Below are 13462 nucleotides of genomic sequence, written 5' to 3' on the forward strand. Positions count from 1 at the left end.
CGCAACCTCTCGCCGATCATCATAATGGCCTGCGCAGCCCCATACGAGGCGGCCATCGCATGATTTCGCCGCGCTCGACCGACCGGATTACAGTCTGGGTGAAATGGTTAAACCCGGAGTACTCGGCAAAGTACCGCTCCAGAACCGCACCAAGCAGGAACACACCGGTGCCCTCGAATAGCTTTTCATCAATCGTAACGGTAATCTCGATGCCGCGCGCCAATCCTGCTCCGCCATGCTGGCGGACGCGGCGCACGATCGGCCGGCTATCCACCTTACGAACGCCAGTGATGCGGCGCTCGGTCACAGCGTCGTTCATGTCTGCAAACATTGATAGAGTTTCTCGGAGTGCCTGAGCGTTGCGACCGGCACCGCGCTCCACCAAACCAAGATGATTGGTACTCAACATATTGACAAGCCGCCACGTCACGGTACCGGTATGCGCGGTTTCGCTGCGGCTGCGCAATTGGCTAATAATTGGCTCGCGCGGCAATGTGGGGCCGGCAACACACACCAGATCCAGGGTCAAGTCGTCGACCAAGCGGAGGTCCGCACCGCCTTCTCCGATGGGCAGATGCTCGGTGAGATGGCGGTTCGAGCATAGCGCTCGGACGCTCAGCTCGGCGATGGCCGCATCATCGTCCGTGCCGCCAAGGGCGCTCAGGGAGATGAACATATCGGTCCCAGTGTAATCTGAGAACAAACCGATGCGCTTCTCCTCGACGGTGCGGCGCCGAGGCAGTCTGCGTACCGTGAAATAAAGGCCAGACCTTTGTGGTGGCGCCTCCAACGACGCCGAATAGAGCGCCTCTACCCGCACCTTTTCCCGGCCGCCCGGATAGTGAGCGTAGACGTCGAGCAAGCGATGCGGTTCATAATCAAGATAGTGGCTGCGGTCTGGAACGACCTGGTACTCATGTTGGCTCGACTTGAGCGGAATGCGGTCCGTGGTTTTTTCGAACAGGTTGATCGCCGGCGCTGCATAAAGACCGAACATTTCTGGTCGCACAGCTGTGGCAAGGCGGGCATTCACCTCATCGAAGGAGAACAAGATATCGACAGTCTTTGCTCGAATTTGCGGAAGCGCTTCGTCCAAGCGGGTCAAATTACAGCCGAGGAATTTGCGCGGAAAAGTAAAAAATTCGCGCAGCAGATCGAATCCTTCGAAGACCCGCTGATCATTTGGAAACAACGCATCCTCGCGCTCGAATCCAATCTGATGAAGGCATTGCGCGGGCGCCGAACGGACGACGGGATCCCCGAACTCATCGAGCCAACGGAACCAGACCCCCTTGCAATGGGCAAAGATCTGCTCGTACAACGCGACCGAATCCGCTTCCGGACCAGTGAAATAAAGCGGCAGTTTGACGGTCCGACAGCCCGCAAACAACAACTCTGGCTTCTTGAGTGCGTCAAGATCGGATGGCTCATCCTCCGGACGAGCGGTCGAGCGATGCGAGAGGGTGAGCCGCATGCCCGCCATGACTTCGCGACCGACTGAAACGCCGAGTGCCTGGAGGGGCGCCGGCGAGGAGAAATATTCGGCGCCGGTCAACTGAAAGGGCCAGATTGTAATATCTGAGCACAGCCGAAAGCGGCAGGAAATTTGTCGATCGAGCTGGCGAAACGCGGCATCAAGGTACGAGCCACGAGCGACCGCGTGGCCATCCCGAAGAGCCGCGTCGCCAAAAGTCGGGTTAACCTTAACCATCATCATCGAGGGCGTCGGCGCCAGATAATGCGGGACCAACTGCTCGAGCAGGTTGTTGGTGAATTCGGGAAACTCATGCTTTAGCTTGAGCTGGACCCGCGCGGCCAGAAACGCGGCGCCTTCGAGAAGGCCACCGATCAATGGGTCAATTCGGTCTTCCAAGATGCCGCCGAGGCGCTCAGCTACGCCCGGATATTCGTCTGCAAACTCCCGCGCCTGCTCGTTGAGCAGCCGAAGTTCCGTGTTGTAGAGATCGAGAAATTCTCGGTTCATTCGACCTTCATCTGCGATTGATCAATATTTTGCCGCCATCGACCATGTCAGCAGTAAATTCCACCGGAGCATTGACCGGATCACACGTCAGATCGGCTCTCACGATAAATCTGATCTTGAGCTCAACAGGATCAACACTCATGTCGCGCTCGACCCGGATCGAGGCCGCCGCAAGTCGCGGTTCATATTTGACGATCGCAGTTTTTATCTCCTCGGAGATATCACCAACCCCGACTTCGTCGATGGTGCGGTGTGTGACATCAGGAAGACCGAAATTCAGAATTGATTTTCGAACATATTCGGCTTCGCGGATGTCATCGATGGTGGATTCGAGTGCGATCGTATTGAGCAGCGCATCGAGATCGAGCGTTACCTCTCGCCGCAACATTGGCTCAGAAATGACCTGACGCACGCGCATCCGACGGCTGGCAATAACACGCTCGCCCGCCTCGTCGCGGATGTCGACCTGCTTTTGGGCGTCTTTGGCGGCGTGAGCCGCACGAAATACATGCATGAGAGGCGGGCTAAGGCGCGTCTTGACAGTAACACGAGCCATGTCCACCCCTCACCGCAAGCCGAACAAACCCAACCTGAGACTAGGCCAGCAAGATGAGGCAGAAAACCCTGCGTTCCCTCGCATAGTGAAGTGGGATCTGTTCGGCAATTTGAACTGCTCCTGATCTGACTTAGACTTCCTTGTGCTCGTTAATCGAAAAACCCCAGTCCACATTGCTTTCGGCGGTACCCGTCTTCGACTGCGGTTTATAAATTTCCTTGAACTTGGCGAACGACAATGCAACCGTGTCGGAGACCTGACTTGCTCCGCCTCCATGGCCGCTGAACGCGACGTTGGTGATCAGAACATCCTCCATCTCGATGGTGAAGTACTCAAGCGGACTGTCACCACCCGCCTTGCGACAGACGAGCTTTCCCTTTTTGATATGTTCACCTTTACCACAAGCTTTGAAAAGCTTCACGGAAGCCTTATCCATATGCTTGGAAACGTGGAGTTCCGCAAAGGTCGCCTTTGAGTGACCGGACCCAACATGCCTTTGGGCGGTCGACGCCTGGTGCACGCTCCAATTCCAAGACTGCACCTCGATCCAGTCCTTGAATTTGCTATCTTGCGACTCGCCATCAATGCCATCGAGCTTGAGAAACATGTCCGTGTCAGCCATTTAAATCTCCTGTAGGGTCAAATCTGAGGGATGCCGGCGTTTCCGGTGTTAATGGGCGGATACGCTGCAGATTAGTCGCTCCCTGTTGGGCGGCCGGTTCAAGCGATCATTCTATTTTCCAGTCGGCAATCGCGATACCAGTCGTAGTCCGATGTCCATTCCCTCTAACTGGAAGTGCGGCCGTAACTCGAAGGTTGCCGAATAGTAGCCAGGATTCTCTTCGTTTGGCACGATCGTGATCTGCGCCCCGGCGAGTGGCCGACGACATTTCGTGGCTTCGCTGGAATTTGCCGGGTCACCATCAATATATTCGGAGATCCAGTTCATCAGCCATCTCTCGAGTTGCTCTTTCTCGAGGTAAGATCCAACCTTGTCGCGAACCATGACTTTGAGATAGTGGGCAAAGCGGCAGCATGCGAACATATAGGGTAAGCGTGACGAAAGGTTGCTCGATGCCGTCGCTTCCGGATTGTTCTGATATGCCTTCGGCTTGAACAGTGATTGGGCGCCAATGAAGGTGGCCCGGTCCGTGTTTTTGCGATGAATCAGCGGTATCATACCCGCCTTGGCGAGTTCAGCCTCACGGCGATCGCTGATAGCAATTTCGGTAGGACATTTAAGATCGACGCCCCCGTCGTCAGTTGGAAACGTGTGCGAGGGAAGTTCTTCCACTTCCCCGCCCGACTGCACGCCGCGGATGCGGGCGCACCAGCCGTATTCCTTGAACGCGCGGTTGATGTTGGCGCCCATCGCATAAGCGGCATTCATCCACGCGTATTTTTCACCCTTGTGGCCGTCCGTCTCCTCCTCGAATCCGAATTCGTCGACCGGCTCGGTCTTCGCGCCGTAAGGTAGTCTCGCAAGAACGCGCGGCATACAAAGACCTACATAACGGGCATCGTCTGAATCCCGCAGCGACTTCCAGGCGGCATATTCCGGCGTATCGAACAATTTGCTGACGTCCCGAGGATTCATCAGCTCGTTCCACGAATCCATTCCCATCAATGTTGAATCAGCGGCGGCAAAGAACGGGGCGTGCGCGGCCCCCGCAATTTTGCTGAGATCGCGCAACAGTTGGACGTCGACGGGCAGATGGCTGAACGTATAGTCGCCGATCAGGCAGCCGTAAGGCTGCCCGCCAAGCTGACCAAATTCCTCTTCGTAGACCCTCTTGAAGAGTGGACTTTGGTCCCAGGCGGCATTTGGGAACTGGCGCAGATGCCGGTACAGCTCGCTCTTCCCGACATTCATGACGCGGATCTTGAGCATCGCGTCAGTCTCGGATTGAAAGACGAGATACTTGAGACCGCGCCAAGCGCTCTCAATCTGCTGAAATTCCGGTGCATGCATGACGACGTTTAGTTGCGCCGAGAGCTTCTTGTCCAACTGGGCAATCATTTCCTCGATTGTATCGAGAACGTCCGACTTAATGAGGCTCGTGTCAGCAAGAGCCTGTTCGACCAGCGTCTTGACCGCGTTCTCGACCTCAGTGGCCGCGCGGGGCGTTCGTGGTTTGAAGCTTTGCTTCAGCAGCGATGTAAATTCGTCAGCATCTCGGGTTTCGACTTGCCTCTCCTGGGGAGAGGAGGCCTTCACTGTCTCGGTCGCCATGGCCACTATCTCCAGTTGCCAGATGATGTTTCAGAATCTTCCCTTCAGTTCTCGCCGCCCGCTTCCGTGGGGCGATCCTTTAGAGCCGCCATGAGTTGCGGATCAGCCAACAATTTGCGAAGCGAATCTTCCGCGGCGACTTTGCCGTCCATGTACCGCATGAGATTCGCAAGTTGTTGCCGCGCCTCAAGAAGCTTCGCGAGCGCTGGCACCTGACGCGCCACCGCTGCCGGCTCGAAGTCCGCCATTTTGTTGAATTGCAGTTGCACGCCCATCTTCTCTCCGTCTCCGTCGGAGAGCTTATTGTCGACGCGGAAGCTGACGCCAGGCTGGATTGCGGCCATTCGGGCATCAAGATTGTCCATGTCGAAGTCGAGGAACTTACGTTGGGCGATTTCCTCCTTTTCGACACCCGGAGTATTACCTGAGAGATCGGCAAGCACCCCCATGACGAATGGAATCTCAACTTTTTCCTCGGCATTTGCCGGATTTTCGTACGTAATGTGCACGCGCGGCGGGCGATTTCGTCGGATGAATTTCTGACCGCTATCTTTTGCCATTTGGATATCCTCAATACATTAAAACTTAACGAGTAGCAGTTTTCGTCAGATTTGTCGTGTGATCCCGACCACACGTCACTCGATCTCACGTTTCCTCATTCGGATTCCGAAGCGCGGATCTTGGCAACACATCTTTCAGCACGCTCATAAAATCTCGCTCAGCAAGCGCCCGCGCACGCTCGCAAAGCATGGGTACCGGACTTGATGGCTCTGATTTTCGAAAGAAACGCTGAACCAAATCGAGAAGCGCGATCGCCTGCGAACGCGTTTCAATGGTGTAATTTGCCGTTTCAGAATTCGGCAATTGAGTCCCCTCAATTGGTCCATCTGCATCATCCGCGGAACCAATCTGCGCCACTTCGGACAAGTCTGACAGCTTTCCAATAGGTAAATCAAAAACCTCGTTATGCCCAATTCGAAACGCAGCCTGGTCCATGTGGGCAGGGACCAAGATGTTGATGATATCAAAGAAAGATTTTCCGATCAATTGATGGGCCTGGCGGACCAGCGGAAGTGCTGGACTGGAGGGCTCTCTGCGGCTGTAATAGTCTGCGATTGCAGCCAAGGCTGCCTTCGCCTCAAGGAGCGAATTAGGGGCAGCGCCAGCTGGCGGGGCCGCGATCTCGGCGGCATCGGATGGTTCGACATCGATGGCCTGATCCCCTTTGTCTAACGAACCCGGATCAACGAATGCGATGATCCTATCCAAAAGCTCGGGAAGACTCTTCAGTGCGGGGGACTGCCCGTTGGCTAAAAAGGCCGCACCGATGGCGCTCAGGGCGGACCGCAGTATCGACAGCTCGCCGCGCGTGCGCGCTAATGCCGCAGGCTCGGCCTGGCTCAGCGCCTCCATCATAGGACCGACCTCGAGCTTCGATTCGCCCGGCCGTGGCTGAACCTCCTCCTTTGCGATCATCAATCCGCGATAGGTGATTGCCCCCATCCGCCGCGCTTCAAACAACGGCACATATTGCACTGCAATAGTTACCGTTGACATATCGAGGGCGCCAACAACAGCCGATCGCAATGCGAAGTCCCCATCCCCAGCACGGGGATGCACCGTGTCCCAATAGTGATCAAGTAGGTAAGCAATTGCCCTGACGCTCGTCGCGAACCCGGCCAGATCTCGGTTCAAAATCTGAAATCGAGCCTGGCAAACCAAAAGTCGCAGATCGCGGCTGCGCATCGTCAGCCGCTTTAGCTTGTCGAGCTGGCCTTGCGCGTCGAAGGCTGTTCGGTCAAATGGTCTGCCGTCCTCGGCCGAAAAGAAAGAACTCGGCAAAACGAGTTCAGCTTCGGCGAAGAAGTTGAGATAGCTTGCGTCAGCCTCAAAATCCAGGTCGGGACCGCATGGATCTGCATCTGACAACGGCGAGCAATAAGGCGCAATCGCAGGATCCACCTCGGAACTGGAGGCGCCTCCAGAATCTGAAATGAGAGTTGGTTCTGCGGTTTGCGCAGATGCTGAAAGATCAGGTGATGACACCACCATGGTGCGCGCCCGTCAATCGGACCCCGTAGCTGCCAAATAAGACCCAATTACTGGGTCGGACGTGGCAGCTGAGAGGTTCAAAAACCCTGATCGTATTGCCAAATTAATGGTCCATCGAAAAGAGCTTAGCCCGGAGATATGCGCAAATATCCCGCGCTGCCGTGCGATCGTGGGTTAATGCCATTGCGCGGGGCAAACGGGGCTTCCGGGGGCGGGTCGGGCTCAATGCTCAATGCCTCGGAATTTTGCGATGTAACCACTGGTTGCAGGGAGGATCATGAAACGATTGCCCAATAAGACTGGAAGGTCGTGAGCAGTGAAAGTCAGCCCTCGGGGTCGGCCAGAACATGCGACCGGCCTTGATCGATGCAATGCGATCCCGCGATGAGTCGGTCAAAACGCAGGGAAGTCCAGTTCCAGAAATCCGAGTTCAACCATGAGAGCGGCCAGATCAATAAACGCCGTCAACGTGAAATTGGCCGGCGACTGATTGGATCGGCCGGCGAAGACCATCTCGACCGTCCGATCGCCATCGAGAGATCCGATCATCGGGATCAACCAACTCTCCAATTTTAGCGCCGCCGAGAACGCCTGCTCCGCTCTCAAAACAATCTGGCCTGGTAGCAACGCGCCATATTCGACCAACTGGCCGTCATTGATTTCGAGATGAGGCACCAGACGCGGTTTGGCTGACTTCATCCAGTCGGCGAAGGTAGAGAACCGGCGGCGCCCACGCCATGCGAACAGACGATCGAAATCTGAGGCCCGGGCACGCGACAGCATTCGCAGCCGGAGGGGTGGTTCTACGATTGGTGCATCCGTCCGACGGATGAACAAGGCCCCGTAGACAAACTTCTCGGTTCCCAGCCTGCGCAGGTCGGTCAACAATCGGTCCGCCCGCCCCTGATCATCTTTCAGGTGAAGCCTCCGAATTGAGCCGACGACGTCCTCAATCGACATTAATCTTTCGACCCCGAGAATGACATCGCAGTCCGATCCGCGCTCGCCAAGCCAACGACGAACACGACTTTCAAAGCCGGCTTCGCTGGTATCGCGCCCGAGCGAAACCATTACAGCGGTACCGCCGCGACGCAGATGTAGCGGGATTCCTTCGATGATGCGCCTGATGATGGTCTCGCCACCGTCACCACCGTCGCGGAACACGATGGCATCATCGATCGACGGCACCCACGGGGGATGCGCTGCGATGAGATCAAATTGCCGGCCCAAAACTGGCGCGTATAGGTCGCCCGCGGCGCTCTCGATGTCCATCCCGTTGAGATGCGCATTGAACTCGGCGAAATGTGCGGACCTCTCGGCGATGTCGGCCGAGACGGCAGTTCGCGCCGTCCGGGAGAGATGCAGTGCGCCGATCCCACAACCGCCGCAAAGATCGAGCGCATCACCATCGGGGTTCGGGAGCAGCGACAGCAGCTTCAATGTTCCGGTGTCCAGCGCTGGAAAAACGCTGTCAGCCGGTGGACAGTATTCACCGCCGTCCGCATCGTCGCGGCGATCGGACGCGATGACGAAGCCATCGACCGGATAAAGCCAAACCGGGCAGACAATTTCCATTTCGCTGCGTCGCGCCCCACGAACGAGGCCGAGCGCACAAAACGCTGCAAACACACTGTCGCGGGAAATCTTCTGGAAGTCAGTCCTAGAGATGGTCCGGCCGCGAAGGAACAGTTCGATCGCGGCGTGATTTGCGGACGATGCAGGCCTGTAGTCGATTTCGTTGTACCTCTGACTACGAATATCGGCGACGCTCCCAACGTTGAACGCAGCACAGACCGTACGCTCGTCGAACTGTGCGTCGCAAAAGAATGCCCTGACTTGCGCGAATTCCTGCGCTGTTCCGATTCTGATCGGAAGATCGTCGGGCGAATGGTTTGATGGTGGCAATGCACTCACGGGAGACGCCGCATCGCTTGCTTCGCGCCGATGTCGATCACCCGATCAATCTCATCGGGACGGAACTGTTCGGGAGACAGAATATGCAAATCGTGCGCTCCGGTCATGAATACCTAACCCAACCGTTCGGTCTACGTATTGCCCATCGCGGGCAACGTGGAAAGCAAGCTGCCGAGGCCTGCGACACATTCACATGTCTGCACGAAGCAGCTGCCAAACATTGCCGGCGTTCAACCAGGGCCCGCGCGTAGAGGCGCGATCCTGACCTTATCCAGCATATGGATATGGTCCCTGCGCACTTCGAACACACCCTTCACCTTGTAGGGCTGTACGAACACCATCCAGTTCTTCTGTACACCTTTGACCGGCCCCCCCGATTCCACGGTGCGCAACGCGAATTTGTTGTACATGCCAAGGTCAGCGGTTTCCTTGTCGTAGAAACCCATCGTATCAGTGACGAAGGACTGGTTCATCGACTCGCCCGGCTGGGTGATGGCGATATGGCCGACCTTGCCACCCGAGCAGCGCGGGATAACAAGGCCGTTGTCGTCAACCCGGACAATCAGGTGCATGCGCCCCGGCATGACATGGCTGAGGTCCAAGATGGGATCTTGGACCCAGCGCTTGAAATACTCGTCAATTGTGGTCGACGGCCCGATTTCAGTCTTGCCTGGCGCCTGCTGCCAGCCGTTCTGCTGCACCTCGTGAAACAGGTAATTGCCGACAAAACCGTTGCAATCGAGGCCCAGATTGGTATCGGCCCAACTCTGGAGTTGATTGGGTTTGATACCGCCAAGCGTCAATGCAAGATGCAATACGATCTGACAATCCTCCGGCGTGCCCTTGCCCCAGAATGCGTTGAGTGAGGGGATCAGCTCGTCGCGGCTCGCAAACTCGACCGGCAAGCCATTGACACGCAGTGTCAGGCGGTAACTCGCGTTCTTGCGCTGGTTGGAAGCAAAATGATCGCTCATGGCACCAAGAATCTGATCTTTGGCTGCTGTCGGAGCGCCGAGATGATAGTGTGAAATATCAATCGGATAGATTTCGGCCAACCCTTGTGATCTCGGGACCTGGACCGGCAGATAACGTGATGCATATTCCCAAGGCGTCATTGCGCTTTCCTTCAGGAGAGCCGGCCGTGACAACGTCGACAAATCAGTTCGGAACCGGATTCCATTGAAACCTGATTTCGGTCTTGAGCCAAGCCACAACGACGCCCACAGTTGAGTAGCATCAGCCGTGAACCGGATCGGGCCGAACTGCCACTAACATCAGCAGCAGAACACAACCCGCTGAAAGACGAACTCCAGCAATCTCCAATTTGCTCCGGGAAGGTTATCGGAGGTAGGGCATGGCTTTCGACGTCCAACCGATCAACGGCACGTTGGCTCGCGTTGCAGCGCGCTTGTGCAATTTCCATACTGGAAATGCCGAACTTCTCCCGGCACATATCGACTGGCTCGATTCAACGCTTGCTCCCATTGTGCGCGATTTGCCTACCCCATGGGTTGATATCATCGGATACGCCAGCCATCTTGGAGGCGCGGCATTCAATCAAAAGCTGTCCTTCGATCGCTGCGAGGCAATTCGGCGGCGCGTCGAGACCTACAACCCCAACGTGTCGTTTCCCATCGAATGGGGGAAGGGAGAGACCGAAAGCACGGGCGGAGCCAACGACAATTCCGGCTACTGGCGGGCTGTTGAGGTTTTCGTGTATGGTTTCGTACCCGCGCCAAAGCCTGCTCCGCCCAAGCCGGCATATGATCGCAAGGTTCGTTTGCATTTCAGATCGACGGCGCTGCCCGTCGTCCCGGAATTTACCGCGCTCGCGAATGCGCAACTGGTTTACGATTCGTGCCTTGTCTTGCTGGAGTTTGCCTCGGGTGTCAGCATGGGGGCTACCGGAGACGATCTTCTGATGCTCGATGCCTCCGACGGCACATGCCGCTGGAACGACGCGTCAGATCAACAGCAACTGCTTGACAAGCTTGGCGGCCGACAGGGCGTCGGCCCAAACGACGTCGTCGTTTATTATGCCAATCAGATCAAGGAAAAGAACGGTGGCCAGTTGAACGGCTGCGCGGGTCATCGGCCGAATTTGGCGGCTGTCGTCGTGTCAGCCTCAGGGTCGCCCTGGACTTTGGGGCACGAGCTCGGTCACGTTCTGCTCGGTCCAAACTTTACCCCCGTGCATAGCACAGACCCGATCAACATCATGTTTGCGCCGACAACCGGCATCACGGCGCCCATACCAGCCTTCACGCCGGAGCAGGTCAACCGACTTCGCGCCAGCCAGTTCTGTGTACCGATTTGATTTCGCGATCTGGAGAAGCGCTTGGTCTGGCATTGACCTGAAAGCCGTCGTCTGGTTTGCCGGTCGTCAATCCCCAAAACGCGCCTCCGATGGTATGCCTCATCGCAATGGGCCCGCTTGAGGTTCTAACAGGGAGGTTTTTCAACATCAGATCGATCGCCGCGTTGAGGGTTACGCACTCGCTGGTCTTGGTGCGATCGAGATTGAGTCACTTTATTGCTCTACTCCGAGCACAACGGTGACGCCATCAAGCCACGAACTCAGCCACGAATAATAATCACCTCCACGACGCGGCGATAGCGATGGCCTAAGACTACAGGCGCGGATTTAAATTAAGCGATTAGAACTTTTAAAACTGCGGCTTTAAGATCCGGCGGGCAAGCCGGATGCTTGTCAAGTCGAGGAAAATCATTGGGCATGCCGTCCTGAATGTTGTTGACCAAAGCCGTAAGCATATAGGTGTGGGGGCCACTGCTATCCATATATATGCCGTTGCTAGTTCCGATCACGCTAACATGACCATCCACTGTTCCGCCGCGAGAGCTTTCGTGAGCGAAAATAGCTTGCACCAGCGGGTCATCGTCGCGGCCTGTGCAGAAAGCACCAACCTGGACGGCCGCGAAGGTAGCTCTAATCTCATTCGGAGTGGTGGGAGCCATCGCCATGAAGGCATAACCTAGCTGCACCAACTGCACGTCGTCCGTCCTATTCGGCGAATTCAGTCCAACCTCGGCGTCGATATTCCAGAAGAACTTCCGGAACCCGGGCTTCTGCACCAAAATCCCGCTGACCATGAGTTGACCTTCCGAGCTGAGTGCGTTGCTGGCCTAAACCATGCGCCACCACCGATGATCCAAGCTGACATTTGCCATGGGTTCGTGCCCAAAGATCGCGCTGCAAAACCGGACTGACGGCCGCACCCAGTCAACAGATTCACGGCGATACGAGAAGTATGTATCGCGAGGAGGCATCCCTGGTGGCGTGCGGTGATTGGGGGGTTGCCCAATGATCGAGAGCAGTTATTTCGTAACGGTTCACTTTAGCTCCCTGCAATTTGGCAGAAGCTTCGAGGGCAGTCGCGAACCCTTCTCTCTCGGTAACCACCACCCAGGTGCCACCCGGTTTCGTGCGCGAAATTCTAGCGGCAGCAGCAGGCACATCGAGCCATTCCGTTGGATATGGAAAATCCTCTCGAATGATATCGAATTTCGCGTCCTGCGGAAGCGATTCGATTTTTCCTTCAACAAATTCTCCGCCCGCCTTGATAAACTCATCGGCAGCACCAGATCGAAACGGGTTCACTGTAACGGCCTTGCCTCCTGAATCATTGACTTTCAACGCGTACTGAAACTCAGCCTCGGATTCCGGGCCAACCACAAGGACCCGTAAGCCATTGCGAGCGGGCGGCTGCGAGACGACTGCAACCTCCGCGGCTTCTTCTAACGGAATAGCTCCGCCGACTTTTGGAGTAATTCTTTTAATTGCTGCATTACTCATTGGACGCGCGGCAGATGGGCGCTTCGGCGGGGACATTCGGGGGCGAAACCCTAGGCCAGTCAACGCGATCGTTTCTCCAGCCAGCATTATGAGTTCCTGATTAGCTTCAGCCATTGGCAGTGCATCATCAATATCTTTCACGCAGTAGAAGATGTTAGGGCACGTATACTTGTCCATTACCCGCGGGTGAATGATACGGTCCCGCAAATCTCTATAATAGACGTAAATCGAGGCCATATCGCTCGTGCGTTTGATCGCCCGGAAGTCGAGCACCACCTCCGGACCACGCCAATGATCGACCCAGAAGAGCCCGTTGTCTAAACGAGAGTAATGAGCCCCTGTGATGTTATCGAGATAGTAGCCATCTTTACGACAATCAGCATCCAACCCAATGTCCGGCAGGGGATCTCCTGCAATCGACATAATGTAGACTTGCATCTGCGCCCATATGGGGCCGTGATCTCCATCAAGCCTTGCCGCAATAGTGATTATCTTGCGATCGTCGTCCGTTAGACCGATCAAGGTGTAAAAGCGTACATCGGCCTTATCGGCGAATCCGGCGGCGCCAGAGCGGATGGAGACTCGAGTCGGATCATCCGCAACGGGATTCAGTCTTGCCATCAGACTCGGATCGCCAGCCCAAAGCCCGATCAGGAGTGTCCCGCCGAGAGGCAGATGACCTATTCTCGATCCGGGCTCGGTGCCATAATGAACCCCAAAAGGATCGGAAGGATCGAAGAAGTGGGCCATGCGCCCCTCCTGAGTTTATTTTGATCCCGGCACAACCAACCAACGCGCGACGATTAGTCTCCCGCCCCAGAGAAAGGTTCGGTCGATTTTTGCTTTTGAAGCCATCCAAAATTTTCGCCCGCCGCCACGTGATGACTGGTCTATCGGCTTATTCACGGT

General features: G+C 56.1%; 11 protein-coding genes. 1 reads left to right on the forward strand and 10 read right to left on the reverse strand.

All coding sequences use genetic code 11. From position 1 onward, the window contains the following. Positions 1–19: 19 nt before the first annotated feature. The 8 genes from tssF to JQ586_RS24960 form a co-directional block, all read right to left on the reverse strand. Entirely contained in the window at positions 20–1984 is a 1965-nt protein-coding gene (gene tssF / locus JQ586_RS24925; protein ID WP_212397257.1) for a type VI secretion system baseplate subunit TssF, read from the reverse strand. Between the two features lie 7 nt (positions 1985–1991). Further along, entirely contained in the window at positions 1992–2540 is a 549-nt protein-coding gene (tssE, locus tag JQ586_RS24930) for a type VI secretion system baseplate subunit TssE (RefSeq protein WP_249148076.1), read from the reverse strand. A gap of 130 nt (positions 2541–2670) precedes the next feature. Continuing rightward, positions 2671–3162, reverse strand: coding sequence for a type VI secretion system tube protein Hcp (locus JQ586_RS24935; protein ID WP_212397258.1), 492 nt, complete (start codon positions 3160–3162; stop codon positions 2671–2673). Between the two features lie 111 nt (positions 3163–3273). Then, entirely contained in the window at positions 3274–4773 is a 1500-nt protein-coding gene (gene tssC, locus JQ586_RS24940) for a type VI secretion system contractile sheath large subunit (protein ID WP_212397259.1), read from the reverse strand. Positions 4774–4817: 44 nt separating this feature from the next. Then, complete coding sequence (tssB, locus tag JQ586_RS24945; RefSeq protein WP_212397260.1) at positions 4818–5333, reverse strand: type VI secretion system contractile sheath small subunit; 516 nt, start codon at positions 5331–5333, stop codon at positions 4818–4820. An 85-nt stretch (positions 5334–5418) separates the two neighbouring features. Further along, the gene (locus JQ586_RS24950) at positions 5419–6825 is read right to left on the reverse strand and encodes an ImpA family type VI secretion system protein (protein ID WP_212397261.1); all 1407 of its coding nucleotides are present in this window, start codon (positions 6823–6825) and stop codon (positions 5419–5421) included. 393 nt (positions 6826–7218) lie between these two features. Next, complete coding sequence (locus tag JQ586_RS24955) at positions 7219–8739, reverse strand: methyltransferase (RefSeq protein WP_212397262.1); 1521 nt, start codon at positions 8737–8739, stop codon at positions 7219–7221. Between the two features lie 230 nt (positions 8740–8969). After that, on the reverse strand, positions 8970–9854 hold the full coding sequence (locus JQ586_RS24960) for a hypothetical protein (protein WP_212397263.1): 885 nt from the start codon (positions 9852–9854) through the stop codon (positions 8970–8972). Positions 9855–10093: 239 nt separating this feature from the next. Here JQ586_RS24960 and JQ586_RS24965 point away from each other — a divergent pair, with 239 nt between their 5' ends. Next, positions 10094–11056, forward strand: a complete 963-nt coding sequence (locus JQ586_RS24965; protein WP_212397264.1) for a hypothetical protein — start codon at positions 10094–10096, stop codon at positions 11054–11056. A gap of 332 nt (positions 11057–11388) precedes the next feature. Here JQ586_RS24965 and JQ586_RS24970 read toward each other — a convergent pair whose 3' ends face one another. Together JQ586_RS24970 and JQ586_RS24975 are read right to left on the reverse strand one after the other, a co-directional pair. Then, on the reverse strand, positions 11389–11850 hold the full coding sequence (locus tag JQ586_RS24970; protein WP_212397265.1) for a hypothetical protein: 462 nt from the start codon (positions 11848–11850) through the stop codon (positions 11389–11391). 139 nt (positions 11851–11989) lie between these two features. Next, a complete protein-coding gene (locus tag JQ586_RS24975; protein ID WP_212397266.1) occupies positions 11990–13303 on the reverse strand; it encodes a hypothetical protein in 1314 nt (437 codons plus the stop codon). Positions 13304–13462 lie beyond the last annotated feature (159 nt).

The sequence above is a fragment of the Bradyrhizobium jicamae genome (genome assembly GCF_018130215.1).
Taxonomy (GTDB): domain Bacteria; phylum Pseudomonadota; class Alphaproteobacteria; order Rhizobiales; family Xanthobacteraceae; genus Bradyrhizobium; species Bradyrhizobium jicamae_A.